The organism is Janthinobacterium sp. TND4EL3 (genome assembly GCF_900156175.1).
In the GTDB taxonomy this organism is placed as follows: domain Bacteria; phylum Pseudomonadota; class Gammaproteobacteria; order Burkholderiales; family Burkholderiaceae_D; genus Janthinobacterium.
The window spans coordinates 1-21,046 of the sequence record NZ_FTMV01000023.1; the positions used below are offsets into that span (position 1 = coordinate 1).

Consider the following 21,046-nt stretch of genomic DNA (forward strand, 5'->3'; position numbering starts at 1 on the left):
CCCTTCGGCTTAAAAACACGCCGCTTCCCAGCGGTGTGATGCCATCATCTTCTAATTCATTGCCGGGCTCAAGACGGTGCTGGATTTACGCTTACCGTAGTTGAGGTATTTTTATGTTGGCAGTGGTGATAGTCACACCCTTGCTTGTTGATTCAACCCCAATCAGTAGTGCACCATTCGGGGCATAAGTACGCGAGATCAAACCCTCCGCCTCCCTACCCTCTATGCCCTGGTTAGCCGGCGCGTATAGCTTGGCTTCGGCACCTTTTATAACCATGCTCGTCATAGGGTGTGTTGGAAGTTTTTTCAGGAACTCAATAGTGCTGCCAAGTACAGCTTCAAGCTCTGCAATACGTAAAGAGGAATTCGTTTGGTGCATGGTCATCTCCGCCGGCGCATGCCTGCACATGGACATTCATTTCTGCTAACTGAGCGTGACACTTCCCCTCCCCCTCGACGGATCAGGTACTGGGTACTCAGCGTTAGAATTTGATCTTGAAATTGTTGGTCTAACCACTACGATCAATTCATACTGATCGCGCCCGTTTTGAGAGCAAATTGGAATAGATCTTGCGGTGTCGGTTCGCCCCAATGTTTTTTAGCTAGCCAGGCAAACATAGGCACCATGTATCTTGGTGTCCGCTTATCCATTTCCTCCGGAATCTGCATAGGCTTGCTGTCCTGTGCAGCGTTATATTCCGCGATGACTGCCTCGCGGTCGACCTCAAGCATTTCGTTCAGCATGGCCTCAGCTTCTGCATTGCGGACTTGCGTAAACTTCATCTGGATCTCACGCATACCATCCAAACCTTGTGAACTGGCTGAACTAACTTTCTCCGCGAGTTCAGGTGCGAAGTTTCCTTCTAGCGCTCGTTTCAAATAAGAAGCTGGACTCTTGATCGAAGGCTGGCTCTTGTCACTCACTCGGGCCATCGTGAATTTCCAGTGTGCATCTATCGTCTCGATCGGATACGTGGACAAAATCTTCTTTCTGTCCCGCGGCGACAGCCCAAGATCTTCAAGTCTCTTTTCCCACTCTCCCTTCTCATCGGTATCTGGCAGAACGCGGAACATCTGTTTTTCTTCAACGATAAACTGCAGATACTTCACGCTTCTGCTGCCATCGCGATTCTCGATCAACTCAATGTTCAGGTCCGATTTTTCGTTGATCTCTTTGATAGCCGGCTTCAGCTTGTCACGCTTGAATATCTTGTACTCGTTCAAAATTGACGTCTCTGATATCTCGCCATAAATCACCCATCGCCAGTCTTGCCAACCCATTTCATTCGTCCGTTTGGACGGGTTTGTTCGAAAGCGATTGACCCACTCATAAAGTGCGGCCGATTGATCCAACTTGAATGTTCGCTGAATACGCAAGTCCAGGCGCGCGTAAATCTTCGAATCGAACAACATAGGCTTAATCTGTGGTGCGTAGGCATAAAAGACTTTATCTCGGTCAAAGGCCACGAACGGCAGAAGCACACAGGATGCCCACATAGGTTCGGCGTCCTGTCGAAGAATATCCCATTGAACAGTCAGTTTTTGCATCTGTGTAAGTGCTTCTTTCAGATGCTTCCTGTTTGGTGAGTTGTAACCAATGATCCGCATGAGTTCCTCGCGCGAGATCGAGTAAGTCTCACTATCCATAGCAGGATTTTTTGCGCGCACCTCAAGTGCATGCTTGAGCATGGCGTTGAAGGCCAAGCGCTGAGTCTTGCTCTGAATACCGCCGGTGATAGCCATGTGAATCGCCTGGACTGGCTTCTTCAAAATCTCCGGTTGCTGTTCAAAAAGCAGAGCGAGAGCCATCTGCGATCCATTGGTATCGTCTTGATTCATAATTTTCTATAGGTGAGGATTTTGACGACATTGTTCACCTTTCTGCTTTATTCGTCAAACGTTTTGATGATTGGCGCCAATCTTCATCATTTCCCAGCCGCCGACTTGCCAATGATCTAAGTGGGTATGGCACAACGCTGCGGATACCAACGGCGGGTATGACAACGTCAATCAGTTCCAATTTCAAGCTGACATGGGCCTAAACAAATTATTAACGCTCGATGGACACTGGAACAATCCACGGGTACCGGAAGGCTGGCGCATACTGGCTCGGACGCGAGCATTACGTAGTGTGGCACGGTAAAACGCAGACCTTCCAGTGTCGTGCGCATTGCAGCCAAAGCTCACTAACCGGGAAGATAATTTCCCATTCCAGAAAACAGCCGCTGAGGATGTAGTTCCGAACCTCGTCTGTCCTTATCCACGCGAAGAACATTCTGTCGACACTGGATCGAACACCTCTAATCGGCGTGTGATGCAGGCACTTCTACCGCACTAAGCGGTCTTGCTCTCACTCAGCGACACCTTTGACAGTCACAAAATGGCTGCTTGGACAGGCTAGCAATTCGGCCGCAGGTGAGCTGAGCCGTTTCATCACTTAGACGGGTAAAAATCCGCGCTAATCAACTAGCTTTTTGGAATCCTCTTGAGCCCCTTGCTGCCCCCCCCCGCAGCCAACAACTTTGCACGCACCTGGTATGTAGGAAATTTCGAAGGCCGGCCAAAGGTGAGCTTTTCGGTCGATTCCTCGTAGTCTCGCTTTCCAAAGTGAAGCTACATCCCCCGATATCCCCGTCTTTCGTATCACCAACCTGAAATATATTTCTTCTAAACCAATAAAATCCCACGCCCCTATCAAAAATCCTCACCTTTCACCAAATACGTCGCCAACCAGCTATCAAAAACGCTCACCTTTGGTAGGAGCAACACCACAGACTATCAAAAACGCTCACCTTTCCCCCCATCCCAGCTAATTATGTTTGTCTACCCTATCAAAAACGCTCACCTTTACCAATGTATGGCCTACGTTTTATGCGGTTCCCTCTCTTACAGCGACGAGTTCCTCGTCAAGCCTCTCTTCTGACTCATAAATCACATTCTGGGTATCAAAAAAGCTCACCTTTGAAGTTGAAGCAGTCGTTTGCCTATCAAAAAAGCTCACCTTTCATCCTCGTGGACCTTTTTGGCTATCAGAAAAGCTCACCTTTTGCTCCACCGTAGCCGCACATCGACAAGTTCATTGCATTAATAACACCTCGAATCATTCCTTTTTTGATGTATTTATCAATGGTTGAATGCTAGTCGACTTGGTGTAGGCAAAAAACTAGCCAAAACATTGGTGCGACAGCAACATATCCACAGCTACTATCAAAAAAGCTCACCTGTAAACATATCCGCATCCCTCTGCTATCAAAAAAGCTCACCTGTAAACATATCCACAACCCTTGGCTATCAAAAAAGCTCACCTGTAAACATATCCACAACCCTAAAAGTGCCAGAGGCCGCATGTATTCATAATCTTGCCCCGGTGAATGTTTACTGAACGATTTTAACGTATTTGGAACTATATGAACTTCCATGCATAGATCTCGATATGAATATTCCTCCTTCATATTGGAAAACGCTTCGCTGCTAGGTTTTTCCCACACAAAGACTAAAAAACCTTGCACAGAGACTTGAAGCCTGCAAGAATGTAGAAATCTAATCTAACTGGAGATCAACTTGCCTCGCAAACCTTTCAAAGTACAAGCCGTAGCGACCCTTCTTGGTATCAGTGTAGATGCTGTGCGACGTGACTCAGAGGAAGCTGGCCTGCAGATCGAACGTCAACCAGGAGACGGTCCCAAAACGAGGTTGTTCAGCATTGAAAATATCTATGATATTGCCGCATTCCGCGCCAAAAAATATAATCTTGTTGCTAAAAACAAAAGAATTATCACGGTGTATGCCCCTAAAGGAGGAGTTGGCAAAACTACTCAAACTTCAAACCTGGCGGCTATTTTTGCGTTGATGGGCCTCAAAGTCCTAGTCGCCGACTTGGATTTCCAGGCAAACCTCACAATTTCATACGGATACGATCCTGAATTGACAAGAGAAGAAGCAACGGAGAATGGTTTTCCTCTTGCAACTTGTGTTGATTTTCATCTAGGCCACCTTTTGCCTCAATGGCAAGGTAACTCCCCTACACCGAAACTCTCAGATGTAATTAAAAAACCATTCGGCGAAAATGGCCCCCACTTGATACCATCTGAAGTAACTCTTGACCGTCTCGAGGCACTGTTTACAGTAGATGCAATCATGAGCAAGAAACCTGAACTTGCCATCGCACGATTTCTCGCTGAGGGACGATCTGGCCGGAACAAAGACGTCGACTTGTCTATGTATGATGTGATCATGTTCGATGCCCCCCCTGCGAAAAACCAAACGACACGTGGTGCTTTGCTTGCAAGTGACTTTGTCATCGCGCCGGTATCAATGGAAAAGTACAGTACCAAGTCAGTGTCCTACCTTGCTGGTGTCTTAAATGAAATGGAAGTTGAATACGGCAAGTTCCCTGAACTTACAATTCTTGGGAATTTCTTTGATATGACCCGTGTACGCGTTGCAGCTCAAGTAATTGCGTTAACTAAGCAGTATCCTGATGCATGGCTTGATACGCAAATCAGTTCTAGCGAAGAGTTCAAGAAGGTTTTGTCTGATGATGAAGGAATGCCCTTGGCGCTCGCGCGGCCAAGTAGTACAGCCGCGAAAGAATTGCGTGATGTAGCAAAGTCATTGATCAAAAAGATGGAAATTTTATGAAAAGCAAACAATCAGAAGCTGCCTTTAATGCTTCGTTGGCCGCTCGCTTACAGCCAGAAGGAGCGAGCCCTGGTGCAACTTCAAAGATGCACATGAACGACGCTCCTGTAGGCTCATCAAAATCGCTTGACGCCCTTCTGAAGGATTTTGATACCGTCCCCTTTTCATCCAATGCGAGCACGGCTAATGTAACGTCGACGGCAAGCGTTAATGAATCACTTGCCGAGAATGGCTCTAGTCCAATTCGTAGATTACCGGTCCAGAATTTAGTGGACTCTCCTTGGCAACCGCGGCTCAAATACGATGAGACTGCGATTCAGGCTCTCGGTGAGACCTTGAAAGCCAGAGGGCAGGATGAGCCCATTCGGGTTCGTCCATTAGCAAACGGGAAATTCGAACTGATTTCTGGGCATCGACGAACCAGAGCTGCGCGCCTTATTGGTTGGGCCGAACTGAATGCCATCGTATCAGCTGTTGATGACCGTGAGGCTCATAAATCAACGTTGCTGAGCAACGAAACAAGCGAAGGTCTAAGTGATTTTGAGAGAGCCTTGTCCTATAAAGCGTTGCTGGATGAGGGGTTTGCTCAAACCCAGCAAGAGGTCGCACGACTGGCTGGTTGTACTCAGGGCCGCATTTCTCAGTGTTTAAGCATGCTTAAACTGCCCAGAGTTATCATTGATATGCTTGACACCTATCCCGGCTTGATCACTTATCGTCATGCACGAGTTCTCCAGGAATTACTCCTAAAGTATCCAGACGGGGCATTGGCCATCTCAACAACTTTAGAGATGATGATTGATAAGCCAGAGATCGAACCCGGGGAGCTTAAGGAACTCATAGGCAAGGCCTGTGAAAGAAAACGTCCGAAACGACAAGCTGCACCTACGAGGATCGTAGAGGACAAAAATGGTAGGTCGGCATTCAAAGTTCATTCAACTGCAAACCAGATCATCATTAATGTAGTACCTGGTGTTGATGTTGACCTCTCATGCAAGCGTACAATCGCGGCGTTACGCGCGTTTGCTGAAACAATCGAGGTCCCCGAAGATAAAAAGTCTTAATAATCAATTACTTAGCCAGTTTTAATTTTCCTCAAATGAGAAGATATCCTTTGGAATCAATGACTTAGAAGAAAATATTAGCTGCTAATATTTTTAAAAAGTGCCAAATGTAGGCACTTTTTTTTTCGCAAGAGAATAAAGGAACTGGCTGCTAGATGGGTACTGGGCACCCTACCTGAAGCGGGAAAATGAAGTGGTCTAGCCCGACCATCTGGCTTGCTAGCGTGGGCTATCGATACGGTTCAGTTCATGAATTTGGTAAAGGGAACGTATTGATAGTAGCTTTGTTCGTAGAACACCACCATCTATTTCTGGTAGAACACTTGACGCCGATCGTTTCATCGAGAGGCGCCGGTGACTGAAATGCCGAGAGCATGACGCAAAAAAAGGCGACCAGGTCGCCTTCGGGAATGTATTGAATATGATCAGCCTGAAAGACTTCGCAGATTAGTCAGAAGCGACGATCCAACGTCTGGTGGCAAGTTTTGATCGGCTTGAGTAGATACTGGAACTCCAGGCGATAACTTATCACCTACTACACTCGGATTTGATTGCATCGGCTCAGTGTCTTTAGCAACTGCTGCTTTTTTCAAACCACCTTTGTGCGGTCCCGAAACAGAAACCGAAGCGCTGGTATCAACACAAAGTTCAGGCTGAGTATCCCAAACACGGCCAGCATGTCGTAGGACCGTTCCATCAAGAATAAAACCTGATTGTTCGGCCGCATATCCCAGCTCGATTAAACGGCGTAGCTCTGCACTCATGTCCAGGTGAGGCCGTTGAAGCCGATCCATAACAAGCACTCCAATAGCGGTTGGCCTTAGCAGTACCTTGTACTTCATCGTCGAGCCTTGCGGATTCTCCTTCGCCATTCCTTCGTCCTTTTACATAGATTCTACCTTGCTAGCTTACGCAGCTTTGACCGGAGTACTCATTGTGCGTTCTGAGGCATTCAAAACGAAAGTGCCATATTTCCACATACCCCTTGCATTCGCGTATTCCGGCTCCGATACAATTATACGCTTGCCTTTATAAATAGAAGCGAATGCATCGGCACCCAGTGCGCTCAGGATCAACGCAGTACCTCCGCCAACGAAGAGAACCGCGCCGAGGTCAGAGCCATCACCGGCCTTGGTGACGAAGTAGTTCTTCACCAACGTCAGATAGTCTTTGCACGCCTCTTCGATGATGTGACTAACGTCAACGATTTCCCCGAATAACTCATACTTCTTTGTGCGGCAGGCTTGTTCTACAAACGGCAGTGGCGGGTTGGAATTAAGATCGTACTCAGACTTAATGCGATCAGCTACCTTGTCCAGCAGATGCAAAACGCCAATGTTCGAAGTACCACTGCGATCGTTGTACACTGAGCTCACGTTTTCAGCTACAACGACAATGTCCAAGGTCTTACCGCCAAGGTCGACAACACCAACAGGACGACGTGAGATCAAGCTTTCGATGTCCGCATCAAATGTTCCATCTGGGCGAATAAGTACGTCATAGAACGCAGCAATCGCTTCACTAATGACACTCTGCTTCAGGATCCGCGCTAACCCCGGACCTTTACCGATACGGGTAACGGGCTTCGCAAGGCTTTCAATTTTCTTGCCTATCAGCGCATGATTCGGTGCTCCATTTTTATAATATTGATCCACAGGCAAGCCGGTTATCAGCAAGACCGGCGTATCTCCGAGGCCACATGCTGCGAGCGAATGGCAGACGAGCGTCCGATTAAGGTCTGAAATCGGGTACCCATCAATCCGGGTATCCAAAGTGCGCAGCAAGTTCTGCGATCCTGCAACGGTGAAGCGCTGGCCTTCGGTCTCATAGGCACCTCCGGTCGAACTATGCGACCCTACCGACATAACTTGCTGCAGTCCTTCTACAGCGCGCGCCTTGTGGTAGCCATACTTAAACGAGCCAGTTTCTTTGTCCCAGCCCCAGCACGACTTGATTGTATCGTGACCATCGTCAACACCAACGATCATTAGCGTTTCTGTCTGCGAATTAATGCTCATTGTCGATCTCTCTAATGTGATTGCCGCCTATCCAGCGGACAGTGATTTTGACTACAAGCAAACTGTATCCCATTTGCCAGATCAGTACAAGACCCTATTGGGGTCTATACTGGTCTATCAGTCACTATCTGTATACTTATAGGGTTTCTAGGGGTCGATTGGTGCTCATTAGGGTATTTAATTAAAAAGCAACCGTTATTGAGTTCGCCTTAAATTTGCCATTAAGAGCTAATGAACGATGATCACCAGGTAGGTGAGGGTACTGAGCGTGATTAAGCATCCGTTCCTTGATTTGGATAAGCCGCGTGCGGTAGACACGAGCAAGGATGCTGAGAACATAATGGCCACAGGCCAATGGCGCCACATAAATGATGCGCTCTATGCGCTGCCACTGACCTCGACCAATCCGCGCCTGCGCAAGCGCTTCGCTTTGCCTTTCCTGTATACGACGTGCCGAGATCGTCGGCGCTAAATTTGGCCATATGAACTGGGTCGGATAGTCTAGAAAAGTATCTACCGGCTAGGCCGGGCGGCGCAGGTGGCGCCAGACCTGCCCCGGAGCGCAGCGCTCACATTCACAAAGTCGGGTAGTGTCATCGAGCAGCTGGCCAGCGCCGTGGCGGCGCGACGCAGCTGGCGATCGAGCGCAGCGCTCGATAACGGTCATGCCGGTGGTCACGCGCGGTGCTGGCCAACTGGCTGGTGCGCGAGAGAGCGCACTAGGTCGGCGCCGCTGGCACGTCCACCAGCTACAGGTGGCCGCGGCGCAGCGAGGCGGGGGGAAGTGATAAAGGTAAGCTAATGAAGTGTAGTCCGATGCCTTGACGCACATTCAGGACAGTAGGCTTTGTGCGACGATTCGTTGAAAATCCAGCCATCGCATCGTGCTTTCCATTTGCAGTCGATCCAACTATGCCCGGTGATCCTGCGCACGGTCGATGTCTCCGTTGCGCCACACGGCGAACCCACGCAGCAGGTGCTATCGCACTTGAAGTCGATGAAGAATAGCAGCAGAATCGTCGCCCCCGTTCACATCCCTGTGTCACTGAATATTAGGCTCGGAATGGACTCCCGACATTGAAATAGATCATGCGACGGACCCAGCAGGGATTGGTATGCCCTGGCCGACAATACATTTTCCTGGAAATTAATCTGCGATAAACATCACGGCCGAGCCCATGACTAGCCGTAGATAACCAGCTTTCTGGAGGAACCATGCCGGTGACTATCGACGTCTTGTCATCTCGTCCAGCACCCCCATTCCAGATACAACAACTATGCCCCGGTTTTAGCATAACCATGCAACACGCACGCCGGCCAACAGCAGGAATGTAGCAGTCTTGTATCAGTAGTGCCTATTATCGCGCCCGCGAAAATTGAAATGCTATACTGTATGAAAACACAGTATAAAATTGCCTATGTCCATTCTTAAATATTTGCGGCCCGTCAGCGCCGCCCAGGTTGAATTCATCCCTGCAGCGCGCACGGCGCCGCCGACAGTGCGGCCGCTGTTTTGCCACAAAATACCAGCGGGCTTTCCTTCGCCGGCGGCCGACTACACGGAAAAAGGGCTGGACCTGAATACCTTCCTGGTGCAGCACAAGGAAGCGACATTCTTTTTCCGTGTCGTGGGCGAGTGCCTGACAGGCATCGGCATCATGGACGGCGACTACGTGGTTGTCGATCGATCAGTGACGGCTGCGCACGGCCACATCATCTTGGCCGTGATCGACGGCGAATACACGCTCAAACGGCTGTTTCACCAGCTTGGTGTGATCGAGCTGCATCCTGAAAACCCCGCTTTTTCCCCGATCCGTCTTGTGGACGGCAATGAACTGGAAGTTTGGGGCGTCGTCACTGGCGTGGTGCGCAAGTTGCGGGTGTAATATGGCCGATCCTCGTGCCCAGCTGTTCGCTCTGGTCGACGCTAATAATTTTTATGCCAGCTGCGAAAAGTCATTTCAACCTCGCCTGCGTGATCGCCCAGTGGTGGTGCTGTCCAACAATGATGGCTGCGTGGTGGCCAGGTCGAAGGAAGTCAAGGCGCTCGGTATTGTCAAAATGGGCCAGCCTTGGTTCCAAATGCAGGACCTGGCGCGCCAGCACGGAATAGTAGGCTTGTCTTCTAACTATACGGTTTACGCGGACATGAGCAATCGAATCATGACCATTCTGCGCACCTACAGCCCTCACGTGGAAGTTTACAGCATAGACGAGGCGTTCGTATCGCTGAACGGCATGGGCGGCCTGTGGGAGTCGCCTACGGCCATGGGCCAGCACATGCGCGCCAAGATTTTGAAATGGGTAAATTTACCCGTGTGTGTGGGAGTAGGCGCCTCGAAAACTCAGGCCAAGCTGGCCAATCACATCGCCAAGGAATTCCCGCTGTTCGACAGCGTATGCGACCTGTCGTCGATGTCGGCCGCCCGCATGCGCTGGCTGTTCGTGCGCATCGACGTAGGGGAGGTGTGGGGCGTCGGCCGGCGCATCGGTGACAAGTTGCGCGCCCTGGGCATCAACACGGTGCAGGACCTGAAAGAGGCGGAGCCGCGCGACATGCGGGCAAAGTTTGGGATATTGATGGAGCGTACGGTTCAGGAACTTCGCGGGCTGTCGTGCCTGGATCTGGAAGAGGTGGCGCCGCCGCGCAAGGAAATTGTCAGTTCCAAATCGTTCGGCTCGATGGTGCACACCTATGACGAGCTGGCCGAGGCCGTGACGGCGTATGTCACGCGTGCCGCTGAAAAGCTGCGCGGCCAGGGTTCCGTATGCGGCGCCGTAAACGTTTTTATTCAGACAAATCGGTTTCGTTCCGATGACCTCCAATACGGAAACAGCCGGACCGTGCCCATCATCGTGCCAACCGACGACACGCGCGTGCTGGCCGGCGCGGCGCTGCATGGGCTCGAGCGCATTTTTCTCGAAGGGGTTCGCTACAAGAAAGCCGGCGTGCAGCTGATGGATATTTCGCCCAAGGGAACCCTGCAGGGCGTTCTGTTCGATGAAGCGAGACCAAGTGAGAGCGGCGACAAGGTGATGGCGGCGCTCGATGCGCTGAACCAGCGGTTTGGGCGCGATGCGGTGAAGCTGGCATCGGCCGGCCTGGCGCCGCGGTGGGCCATGCGGTCAGAGAACAAAACCCCTTGCTACACTACGCGATGGGATGAGCTCCCTGTAGCACGCGCGAACTAAGTCCAAGCACGCGTTTCAAAACACCATTCCATCGTTTTTCCGAGGACTAGGCTACCTGCCTTGCCTGTGAAGGATATTCTCCGTATTCTTTGCATAATTAACTCTGAATACCGCACAAGCGGGAGTATTTTGATGCCGAAGATACAGATGACGCAACAGGAATTTTTGCGGGACGCTATGCATCGTCTCGATATGACGCGTGATGAATTCGCGGATCGAATCGCCGTCAAGCGCAAGACGCTGGACAACTGGATATTGCCTCCGAGCGACTCGGCGCGGGGCATGCCAGATATGGCGTGGAAGTTCATTCAAGAAATTTTAGATAAAGAAGCAAAGGGCGCTTGACTACCCTCATTGAGGGCATACAATGGTCTACATGGAAGCGTAATTCAGCCCGGCGAAATGGGAGGCCAGCATGGCACTGACTGAAAAAGACTTGATTGAACTGCGCGATGAACGTCACGCAGATTATATGCATGAAGCAAGAACTACACGCGCTATTGGCCACTTGACCTTGACACTCAAGCAGCTTGCTCCATCGGTTTCGGCATCGTTCTCGCCTAATTTGCATCGCTGGATGCGCGAGAAGGCACACTTCTACAAAGGTGGCGGCGTGCTGCAAACGGTCTACCGCATCAAGTCCAATACATCGCTTGCGAAAGACTTTGGTGCGGATACCTTGATGATCGGCTATCCGGACAGTCCCGATGAAAACGGATTTTCCGGTATCCGTTTGATGGCTGCGTTGTGCAACGGTTCCAAGGCGGGCCGTTTCTATTACATCGGCATCGCAACCATGCTTGAAGAGGTAGAAGGCTTTTGGGATAACTATCTAAAGGTCGGGCGCTGCGCCATCGACCCGGCCCATAGGGAAAGTTTCATGGCTGACCGTTACACCATGGATGGCGACACACGAATGTGCCTGTGGTGTGGTGCGAAGCATGAGCGGGTAATGACTCCACGCACCGTATTTGATGAGTCCTGGAACTCACTCTAACCATCTAGGAAATTATTATGTTTACCAAGCCCCAAGATGACGATGGCATTGGCACGATGATTATCGTAGGCGGTAAAGCTGTGATTGTTGAAAACATTGCGCACGACGGTATTGTTGATTCTGACGGCGATACGGATCTGCATGCGACCTGGAGCCGCATCAATGCGGACGTTCGGGCAGAGCTGATGGGCTTCATTGAAGCGCAATCCGGTGTTTCGTTCAGTGAAGTGGAGTTGGCAGACCTGTTGAACACGGACACCGCGCTGCTCGGTGACCTATCAGAGTGGGGCGTAGAGGACGCCGATGTTATTGGCCGGGTGCTTTCCAAGGTATCGGATTTTCTCATGGGCCGCAAATGGCCGACGTTCGGTGAGAACGCCGATTTTGCCGTCTTCCTGGATGAGCTGCGTAGCTCGGCCACGGCGAAAGGTATCGCGGTGATGGCCTCGGTACCGGTGCACGCAGCCCTCAAATAAACACCAAGGAAATTATCGTGGAATTCGCCCAAAAGTATCCTGGCTATACCGCTGATAATCGCTCAATCAATACTCCTGTTGAGGCGGGTGTAATCCCGCTTTGCGATGCGTTGAATAGCTTGCCTGGCGTCTTCACAATCTGGTCTTGCGAAGGGCATCCTGAGCGAGCATCACGCCCCTTCGTCACGTTTGTGGCGCCCAAGGAACTTGCGTTTAAGGTGCATCGCGCAATCGAAGAGAGAGGGCAGGACCTGGGCTTGAATTTTAATTGGTGGCTTACCGCGAACTTTCGTGACGATGGCTCAATGCAGTACACAATCGAGCCGAACGACTACCGCGTTTCTAAGGGCGCTTGGCAGCGCTGGTGGTCATCGCGTCGCTGGAGTCATCGAGTAATGCTGAAAGACCTGTCTCGCCTTGCTACGTTGGTTCAGCAGGGCAGTAACTGATTCGAGGAAAATCCCGGCGCCCTGGGCGCCCCGCACCGGCCGGCGCCGGCAAGGAAAAATCATGGCAACTGAATTGCAACTCAAGCAGGCACGCCGCATTGTAGAGAATGAAGACTACCTGCCTTGGGCGTATGTTAAAGCGGCCAAGAAGCTGCTTGGTATCGTTGAACCCGATCACTTCGCGGAAGTCTCGGCTGAGCTGGCTGGTGGCGTTCACCGCCACGAGCAATAAAAGGAAATCGCGCCCTGGTGGTGCCCGACAGTCCGGCCGGTAGCCGGCGAGGAATAATTTTATGCCCCAAATTTTCGTGCTCTTGTTCCTAATTTGCTTCGGTAGTTTCATGGTGTTCAGGTTTGTCCCATGGTTGCTGAACAAAATAATTGTCGTCGCAACGCTATCAGTACTCGTGGTTGTAACAGTGTTTGGTATGTCGGACAAACTACTTATTTTGGGTGTCGGCGGTACCTGGATGATCTTCGCTTTGCTTAAGATCCTGCACTTATGGCAGACACGAATCAGTTTCAAGACAACGAACTAGGAAAACGCCCAGCAGCACCCGTTGATGCTGGAAGACCAAACGATCTAAAGAAAATTTCCGCAAAGATGCCCTAGAGAGCATGGCGGGACCAGCAAATCGAAAGGCCGCCTCGTCGCGGATCACAAATGAAAAAAATTCTAGCAGTCATTTTGACCTTTGGTGTTCATCTAACTACGAACGCTGCGGCAAAAGATTTATTGGTTCTGATTGACTCACTGTGCGTCGGGTCTCAAGGAAAGGCTGACGTGGTAGAAAAAATGGTGCTTGCCCAAGGAGGCAAAAGGCTCCCACAGTCTTTTGTTGATGCTGATCCAGTTGGCGCTAAAAATGGTGGGAGGGCTTTTTCATTAAAATTCAATTCTGAGAGATATTTCATTATGATCACTGAGCCTGGCGGTTGTGGGATTCTTTCCCAAACCTCCAATGCTGATGAGGTTCGTAGTGGTCTTGTCAAGTTATATGAGCTAAAGAAAATTGACGTCGATTCGTCCGGGCCTCAAGTAGTCACAACATGGAAAATTAATGGTCCAGCTGGGTCTGAGCGAGGTGGATTCTCCCTTAACGTGGTGAAGCCTGGATTCGGCGCGGATGGAGCGTTGTCGCTAGGGTATATTCCGCCGGGTTTTATGAAATAGGATTGAAATAGGAAATCGACCGTGGCAGTAATCGATGCCTTGTTCAGCAAGGCCAACATGAGGTGTACCGTTTGTGGTGCGCCAGCTGGCGACTGCGACTGCTGGGAGCGGTGCAGCTGTGGGTGGTCTGCGCGTAAAGGCGAGCCTTGCCGCAATCCAGTAACCAAGCGATGCTCGATCAAGGTCAAGTACGGCAAATATAACCGCTCTACCAAGCGGTATGAGTAGGGAAAAGATCGTGAAAACCGAATTCAAGTTAAGTGAGGCAGACCGCGCCGCGATGGCGGCGGCCGACGCAGCGCACATTGCGCATGAGCGTGCCGAGGACGTGAAACGACAGGCAGTACTGCAAGAAGTCAAGCGCGTCGTGAGCGCCGAGGTCTATACGGACATTGTGGAAGAGCTGACCGCAGACGGCTACACGTTCGACTACCAGATTGCTTCGTCTCCAAAAGGCCAGGAACAATATGGCGGCGCTGCGTGGGGCAAGCACTACGTGGACCAGACCACAAACGGCGGTTATACCGGCGACGAGTACGCGGGCACTGTGTCGATTCCGCTGGGTGATGGCCGGTACTTCCAATTCAGTTATACGATGTGAGGAAAACGTATGAATGTCGTTCGCAGAAATCAACTACTTTATTTCGCTGTCGCGATAATACTGGGCGTGATCGGGTACCGTGGGCTGAACAAGCAAGTTGCGCCACCTGGCACGCCCTTAGCGGCGCGGTTCTTGGCGGCGAAGTATGTCGGTATGACGCAAAGCGCCGATCCTGTTCGTGTCAACGATGCACCAATCATCGAAGGGAATAGGGCGACTGCTAAAGCCGTCTTTGGAAAAGGCGCTGAATGCACGGTGCGGATGGTTCGCGCCGAGAGCGAAAAAGAGTATGGCTGGATGGTCGAAGCTAGTGCATGCGGCTCAGCCAGATAGAGCTAAGAAATCGCGCCCTGGGGCGCCCGCAACGGCCGGAAGCCGATGAAAGTGACGTGTATGGCTTACGCCGCAGTTGATTTAAAAGAGTACCGGAACGCGCTGGAGAGCCAATTTGGAGCGCAGAAAGCAGGTACTCACACACTGATCCATATCGACCAGATCACTGGCCCTGATGGTGTGGGCGTGGCCTACAACTTGGCCGATGCGACGATGTGGGTATTGATCGACGACACGGCCCGGATGCATGATCCAAAGTGGAAGGCGCTTTTTTTGGCCGAGACGGCGACCGCCCTGACCAACTTCTTCCGCACTTTGGTTGCCCCGGCGCAGAACTCCAGCGATGCGAAGACGCATTGGGGTGGTCGCCAACGCGGTCCGTTCGTCGTATACAAATTTGCACTTTTGGACAAACCTGAAAAGCTTGCGTACTGATCGAGGAAAATTCAAATGGTACAAGCAATTATTGACGGCGACCGGGTTCATGTTACGTCCGAATAGAACCTTGAAGAGAAGAATGGAAGCTTGAATGGAGACCTCTGATTAAAGAATAAAACCTTGAATGGGCGAGGCGCCAAGCAGCGCCATCCGGCCACGCCTTAAGCAAACGCGAATTTAGGTTGACAAAGGAAAAGGCATGTCTAAAATATACTCAAAATTAGTAGTTATAACCACTGAGTTTTTCGTATGAGCCCGTTTGCCACAGCTTTCCGAGACCTGCGAGTATTTTGTGGCATGCGACAGGCCGATTTTGCGGCTAAGCTTGGATATGAGCAGAGCTACATCTCGGCCATTGAGCTGGGAAAAGGGCCGCCTGGCGGAGAATTTATCGACAGGATAAATGAACGCCTGCAGTTGAGTGATACGTGGGAAGCCCGGCTGCGCGCAGCTTTGGACGAGTCGCAACGGAAGATCATTCTGCCCGTCGGTGCATCCGAGGATATGTACAAACTGTTCAACGAGCTCCGGCGCCAGGTGGACACGCTGCGCCCGGTTCAGCTGGAGTTGATGCAGATCGCATTACGTTTGCCGGATACGCTGACTACCGCTCAGCTGCCGCCGGCCCTGCCACCGCGACGGCAAGGACCGATGGGCAAGAAGAAGCCAGCTTAGAAGCAAAACTAGAACTTAATACCATAGATTTTTTATGTTTTCCAGCAGCATTATCTTGCAGCGCTGTCAATAGAATCGCTATACAAGCGGAGCTGTTATGTGGGAATCCAAATCAGCCAGTTCTGGGGTGCCGAGCGGAGCCGCGAGTGACGAGGGCCACCTGCTCACTGAGCCGTTGCCAAAGCAGCGCCGCAGCAAGGGCATGACCTACGCTAAGCTGACGGCCCGGATCGCGCTGGGTCACGGACTAGGGACCGGCCCCCACTATCTCCCTTGGCTGACGCTGCGAAAAAAGAATCCCTCCCCGCAATCGAACCAAGTGATTTCGAGGATGCCCCCTCTGGGCCGTACAGCCCACTACTTTTCCCGCGGCGAATATCACACGGCGTTGTTCTTGTTGTGGCTCGGAGTAGAAGATCTCCGCGAGCAATTTCCTATCTGGCCCATCCCTCACCCTCATCCACTGGATTTGTACGACGTCGCGCAGGACAAGCCGAGGCCTTGGTCACGCGGCCTATTGGCAATTGCCGCCGCTGCAGGTGTCGAACACGGTGTGGAGTTCGGCACAAACGTCCCCTACGTCGCCAGCCTTGATCTGCTAGCGACAACCCGACTCGGCGGCCGCGGCGCTCTGACAATTTTTTCGTCCAAGCCGATCAACTCCCCCAGAGACGACATCAAATGGCGAACGCTGGAACGCCTTGAACTCGAACGCAGATACGCGATCGATATAGCAGCGAGATACTATGTGTCGAGTGCGGCCTTAATCTCGGTTTTCACCGCCGGCCAATTGGAAAACTGGCTCGACGCGTCCAACCTGCGCTACTTCCCTCATCTAGAGAACTACGCGGCGCCGTTCGCGGCGAGCTTCAACGAGAGCAAAGCACTGTCTATTCTCGAAGCGGTCAACAAAGCCGCCTCGCAATGCTCGCTCGATCTCGACCAAGCTTGGTTCCTCTTCAGGCACTGCGCCTGGACTCAGGCGATCGATATCGACCCCACAGTGCGGATTCTTCACTCCTACCCGGCGCGGCCCGGCGGCCGGGCATTGCGGCAATCATGGCAGCAGCGACTGTTTGGGGAGGCCTGGACATGATCGACATCTCAATTTCCGCAGGTGACGTGCTGGTTGGAACGGAACCCGACAGTCCGTTTGGAGGACTCCAGCGGGTTGTGGAAGTCATTCCTAAACTGGACCGGGCCGTATTGATTCCGATCCCTGTGCCCAAACGCGACCCGCATGCAAAAAAGGTGAACTACTATGCCAAAGGCTTCCACACGACGAAGCTATCACAGCTAAGGCTCATGCTTGAAACCAAGGTCATTCGAAAGACGACACTCCCTTTGCCAAGCCACTGGTACATGAGCGATGCCGACTTGCGCAAGCTTTCGCCCCCAACCGGCAATCCTGAAATTCCGGCCGAGGATCGCCATCTTTCCCCGCTTGAGCGAAAACGCAACTTCAAGTTCAAGCTCATCGCCCCACTCGTCGAGATAGCTGAAAAAACGGCTCCCATAAAACTCCCTGATCTAAGTTGCCTGGATGCGCTGGTACAAGCTCGAGCAAGGGAAGCTGGAGTCAGTGCTGGCCAAGTATTCGACGCCTTGCATCGATACTACGCGTTCGGATGCGTTCGGAATGCGCTGCTGCCCAATAACACCGGGCGTTCCGGTGCGCCTGGCAAAAAAAGACGCGCAAAAAATGGCGTAAAGCTCGGCAGAAAAAACGCGGCAGTCAAGGCGGGCAGGACGGATCAAGCCGGCATCATCCTGACGGACCAAGACGTCGAAAATATGCAAGACGGCTACAGCGCTTTTGTTCGTCCAGGCACGACGATACGGGATGCGTTCTTGTCCATGAGCGCGGTCTATTACAGCAACGGTTACACTCAAAAACACGGTTACTGGGCAGTTGATCTCCTACCAGCGAACGAGCGGCCGACGGAGAGCGATTTCCGCTATCACGGCCCGGCCGGCAAAGACCAGTATGCAGCCGCCCGCCGCCTGATGGGAGAGGGGCAATGGGCAAAGAATTTCAGACCTTTGGTAGGCACCGCCCGCGACGGCATCACAATGGTCGGTCAAGTGGCTTCGCTGGATGCCTCTCCGATCGATGTCAACCAAGTGGCATGTGGGAGTCCGCTACAACCCATCGGAGTGGGGCGGGGACTTTTTGTACGCGATGCATGGCTGGGTTTGTACATGGGTTGGCATGTCGCCATCAACGGCCTGTGCACCGACGACGCCAAACTGGCCATTCTCCGCGCTGCCACGGACAAGTCAACGACGCTGCAGCATTATGGCCTGGACCTTCCAGCGGACGACTTTCCCTCTTTGTTTTTTTCGAGGTACCTTTGCGACAACGGCGAACTTCGCAGCCAGGATGGTATGTCCTCCATCGTCGATGAGCTGTCATCGCGCATCGAATTCATCACCAGCGGCCGTGCCGACCGCAATAGTTCCTCTGAATCAGGACACCATTCCCGCCATCGTCGTTTTGACCACAAAATGACAGGTACAACCAAGGGCCGACAAGCTCAAAGAGGCGAACCTCTCGCCATCGCCTCAGCGCTGCTAACTCGCTACGCCTACATGCGGTTATTGCTTCTTTGGATACACTGGTCCAATACACAGCAAGAGTTGCCGCTGCATATGATTCCGACAGAAATGCGGCGGGAATTCGCAGCGCAGGGAAAGACACCCAACCGCACGCGCATTGAGGTTTATCGTTGGGCTGTATCAAACGGGTATGTTTCGGGTAAGCCCATCAATTCGGACTACCTGCGTGCACATCTGCTTCCCAAATTCACCGCCAGCGTGCAACGCGGCGGCCTGATCTTACACAGGCCAAAGACCGGCAAACTGGTGGAGCTTCTGCATGGCGCCAAGTTCAACCATCCGTACCTCGCGCAGGCCGGAATTATTCAGGCAGCGTCGAGGGGAGAAAAATACATCGAGGTAAGCGCGGATCCAGATGACCTAAGCCAAGTTTTTTTGGTCGACCAGAATGGCATACACGTCATACCCAACATAAAAGATGATGCGCTGTTCATCAATGAAGGGGGAATTGCTGATCTCTGCGCCCTCAACGATGCCGAAAAGCTGGACAACGTGCTGGGCGCTTCGCGGCGCGACCAGGACGATATCGACCAGCAATCGTTCCGGCAAGAAGAGGAGGCAGATGCGAAGCAACTACAGAGTGCTGCGCGCAAGGCGCTTGGAAAGCAGCCGCCTCCCAGCAAGAAGAAGGCCAGCGTACGCGCGGCTCAGGCGAATGAACGCCGGGAAGAAATGAATAACGTCATCCAGCGTACCCGCAGCGATGATGCAGAACCCACTGTTCTTTCGGAGATGCCGGCAGCGGCCAACGACGGGACCGGCACGCAGAAACCGCCGCAGCCCAGGTTATCGAGCACATCCCCGTTGATCGAATTGAGAAAGGCGCGTCTGTCGCGCTTCAATAGTGAAAGGAAGTTTTCATGAGTGCGTCGGTCAACAGCATACTTCATGCAACGCAAGGAAATCCTTTACTGGAAGCGTTGGAGCCCTATCTTTCAACAAACGACCTGGAACAGCGTCTGCATAATTGGCCACTTGCCGGGGTGGACGTTGCGAATCTTAGCACCACTGCCAGACACGATTTTCTCGATCTCATGCAAGAACAACTGTTCGAGCCGACGCTCACCTCGCTCGATACCACAACGCGTCTTTACAGAATGATAAGGCGCGGGTGCATAGCGCGAGATCCGACCCAGACCAGCACACGCGCACATCTCATGGCAGTCGCGCGCTTTGCCGGACGAGAACTGCGGGAAGTCCCATGGTTTCAGCATTCCGCAAAATGCATGAGAGTGTCCGGCGTTACTGGATTGGGTAAGACTTATGAGATCTTGCGGGCCTTGACGCAGTTGCCGCCAAAGTTCGAACATGGATACTCCAGAAGTGCGGACTGGACCCATATGACGCAGGTCGCGTGGCTATATGTCGGCATGAGCCATGACGGCTCGCTTGGCGGACTTCTGCTCCAGATACTTGTAGAACTCGACAAATGCGCCGGAACCAGCTACTCACGCGAACGCAGTCTGACAGGACTCAGCAACGAAAAGCTTGCTGTCCAAGTGGGGATCGTCCTGAACAACCACGCTGTCGGCGTGCTGGTGATCGACGAGCTCCAGGGCCGTAACTTCGCTGGGGGCGCACGCGGGGGACTGGCTGCCACCTTCTTCCTGCGAATATTGAACTTCGGGATACCCCTAGTCCTGATGGGCAATCCGATTGGCATGGATGCGCTGGACTCCTTCTCGCAAGACATGCGGCGAGTCGGTTCCAGCGGCAACATTGAAATGCATCCCTTGGGCAAGGAGGATTACGATTACACAGATATGCTGGCTCCCGCCCTGTGGCGATACAACGTAATGCCGCGGCCTTCCGAAGTGGAAGACAAGGACGGCTCCATACTCTTTAGGTATTGCGGTGGCATACGGTCCTACGGCGCAAGAATGCGTGTTGCATCGCAACGGCTGGCGCTCGACCAGGGGAACCAAGCCGTGACTGAAGAGCACATGAAGCAAGCATTCATGGGACCTGACTTCAGCGAGCGTGATCGTCAACTCATCGCGGGCTTTCGCGACCATAATCCGCTACTACTGCAGGATTTCGACGACGTGCCATGGCAGCGCTACGCACAGCGCTGGGGATATTACGCATCAGATACGGAACACGAATTGGAGCAGCCGGCCGCATGCGATGGACCCGCGACATCGAACACAACTACGAAGAGGAGGAAGCCGGTTGCCCAGCAGTCAGCAGAAGCAGCGCAGCGGCGACAGACACGGTCGAAAAATAAGGATGCCAAGAAGCAGCAAGCGAAGACCGCGTTGGACGAGAACGACATGCGCAACAATGGCCTCCAAGACCACTTGATCACCGGGATTGAACTGCTTCAGAAACAAGAAGGCAGCACCACGAATAATCGGAAAGGAATTTAA

21 protein-coding genes are annotated in these 21,046 nt (G+C 52.2%); 17 read left to right on the forward strand and 4 right to left on the reverse strand.

Translation table 11 applies throughout. The features are described from left to right. Window positions 1–91: 91 nt before the first annotated feature. Complete coding sequence (locus BXA07_RS25855) at window positions 92–379, reverse strand: hypothetical protein (RefSeq protein ID WP_139335762.1); 288 nt, start codon at window positions 377–379, stop codon at window positions 92–94. A gap of 143 nt (window positions 380–522) precedes the next feature. Next, complete coding sequence (locus BXA07_RS25860) at window positions 523–1,839, reverse strand: replication initiation protein (RefSeq protein WP_076572261.1); 1,317 nt, start codon at window positions 1,837–1,839, stop codon at window positions 523–525. 1,722 nt (window positions 1,840–3,561) lie between these two features. Between BXA07_RS25860 and BXA07_RS25865 the strand changes: the two genes are divergently transcribed. Together BXA07_RS25865 and BXA07_RS25870 are read left to right on the forward strand one after the other, a co-directional pair. After that, a complete protein-coding gene (locus BXA07_RS25865) occupies window positions 3,562–4,641 on the forward strand; it encodes a ParA family protein (protein ID WP_170909742.1) in 1,080 nt (359 codons plus the stop codon). Further along, the gene (locus BXA07_RS25870; protein ID WP_083708550.1) at window positions 4,638–5,705 is read left to right on the forward strand and encodes a ParB/RepB/Spo0J family partition protein; all 1,068 of its coding nucleotides are present in this window, start codon (window positions 4,638–4,640) and stop codon (window positions 5,703–5,705) included. Before BXA07_RS25865 ends, BXA07_RS25870 begins: the two co-directional genes overlap by 4 nt. A gap of 425 nt (window positions 5,706–6,130) precedes the next feature. Here BXA07_RS25870 and BXA07_RS30430 read toward each other — a convergent pair whose 3' ends face one another. Next, window positions 6,131–6,577: a hypothetical protein gene (locus BXA07_RS30430; RefSeq protein WP_139335763.1), complete on the reverse strand. Its 447-nt coding sequence runs from the start codon at window positions 6,575–6,577 to the stop codon at window positions 6,131–6,133. Between the two features lie 36 nt (window positions 6,578–6,613). Next, window positions 6,614–7,723 (reverse strand): ParM/StbA family protein, encoded by a 1,110-nt coding sequence (locus BXA07_RS25875; protein WP_076572267.1) that lies wholly within the window; start codon window positions 7,721–7,723, stop codon window positions 6,614–6,616. A gap of 1,418 nt (window positions 7,724–9,141) precedes the next feature. Here BXA07_RS25875 and umuD point away from each other — a divergent pair. The 15 genes from umuD (at window position 9,142) to BXA07_RS25945 (ending at window position 21,046) form a co-directional block, all read left to right on the forward strand. After that, window positions 9,142–9,609, forward strand: coding sequence for a LexA family protein (gene umuD, locus BXA07_RS25885; protein ID WP_083708551.1), 468 nt, complete (start codon window positions 9,142–9,144; stop codon window positions 9,607–9,609). Window position 9,610: 1 nt separating this feature from the next. After that, window positions 9,611–10,915: a translesion error-prone DNA polymerase V subunit UmuC gene (gene umuC / locus BXA07_RS25890; protein WP_076572271.1), complete on the forward strand. Its 1,305-nt coding sequence runs from the start codon at window positions 9,611–9,613 to the stop codon at window positions 10,913–10,915. A gap of 132 nt (window positions 10,916–11,047) precedes the next feature. After that, window positions 11,048–11,260, forward strand: coding sequence for a transcriptional regulator (locus tag BXA07_RS25895; protein WP_076572399.1), 213 nt, complete (start codon window positions 11,048–11,050; stop codon window positions 11,258–11,260). 70 nt (window positions 11,261–11,330) lie between these two features. Continuing rightward, the gene (locus BXA07_RS25900; protein ID WP_139335764.1) at window positions 11,331–11,912 is read left to right on the forward strand and encodes a hypothetical protein; all 582 of its coding nucleotides are present in this window, start codon (window positions 11,331–11,333) and stop codon (window positions 11,910–11,912) included. Window positions 11,913–11,929: 17 nt separating this feature from the next. Further along, the gene (locus BXA07_RS25905) at window positions 11,930–12,388 is read left to right on the forward strand and encodes a hypothetical protein (protein ID WP_076572275.1); all 459 of its coding nucleotides are present in this window, start codon (window positions 11,930–11,932) and stop codon (window positions 12,386–12,388) included. Between the two features lie 17 nt (window positions 12,389–12,405). Continuing rightward, window positions 12,406–12,837 carry a tRNA wybutosine-synthesizing 3 family protein gene (locus BXA07_RS30435; protein WP_139335765.1) on the forward strand — a complete coding sequence of 144 codons (432 nt, stop codon included), beginning with the start codon at window positions 12,406–12,408 and terminating at the stop codon, window positions 12,835–12,837. Window positions 12,838–12,898: 61 nt separating this feature from the next. Next, window positions 12,899–13,069, forward strand: coding sequence for a hypothetical protein (locus BXA07_RS30945; protein ID WP_170909743.1), 171 nt, complete (start codon window positions 12,899–12,901; stop codon window positions 13,067–13,069). Between the two features lie 432 nt (window positions 13,070–13,501). After that, window positions 13,502–14,011 (forward strand): hypothetical protein, encoded by a 510-nt coding sequence (locus BXA07_RS30440; RefSeq protein WP_139335766.1) that lies wholly within the window; start codon window positions 13,502–13,504, stop codon window positions 14,009–14,011. 238 nt (window positions 14,012–14,249) lie between these two features. After that, complete coding sequence (locus BXA07_RS25915) at window positions 14,250–14,612, forward strand: hypothetical protein (protein ID WP_139335767.1); 363 nt, start codon at window positions 14,250–14,252, stop codon at window positions 14,610–14,612. A 9-nt stretch (window positions 14,613–14,621) separates the two neighbouring features. After that, a complete protein-coding gene (locus BXA07_RS25920; RefSeq protein WP_076572282.1) occupies window positions 14,622–14,945 on the forward strand; it encodes a hypothetical protein in 324 nt (107 codons plus the stop codon). 60 nt (window positions 14,946–15,005) lie between these two features. Next, complete coding sequence (locus BXA07_RS25925) at window positions 15,006–15,380, forward strand: hypothetical protein (protein ID WP_076572285.1); 375 nt, start codon at window positions 15,006–15,008, stop codon at window positions 15,378–15,380. A 252-nt stretch (window positions 15,381–15,632) separates the two neighbouring features. Further along, window positions 15,633–16,058: a helix-turn-helix domain-containing protein gene (locus tag BXA07_RS25930; protein ID WP_076572287.1), complete on the forward strand. Its 426-nt coding sequence runs from the start codon at window positions 15,633–15,635 to the stop codon at window positions 16,056–16,058. A 97-nt stretch (window positions 16,059–16,155) separates the two neighbouring features. After that, the gene (locus BXA07_RS25935; RefSeq protein ID WP_076572290.1) at window positions 16,156–17,154 is read left to right on the forward strand and encodes a PDDEXK family nuclease; all 999 of its coding nucleotides are present in this window, start codon (window positions 16,156–16,158) and stop codon (window positions 17,152–17,154) included. Next, window positions 17,151–19,541: a hypothetical protein gene (locus BXA07_RS25940; RefSeq protein ID WP_076572292.1), complete on the forward strand. Its 2,391-nt coding sequence runs from the start codon at window positions 17,151–17,153 to the stop codon at window positions 19,539–19,541. The genes BXA07_RS25935 and BXA07_RS25940 overlap by 4 nt, the downstream gene beginning before the upstream one ends. Further along, window positions 19,538–21,046, forward strand: a complete 1,509-nt coding sequence (locus BXA07_RS25945) for an AAA family ATPase (protein ID WP_076572294.1) — start codon at window positions 19,538–19,540, stop codon at window positions 21,044–21,046. Before BXA07_RS25940 ends, BXA07_RS25945 begins: the two co-directional genes overlap by 4 nt.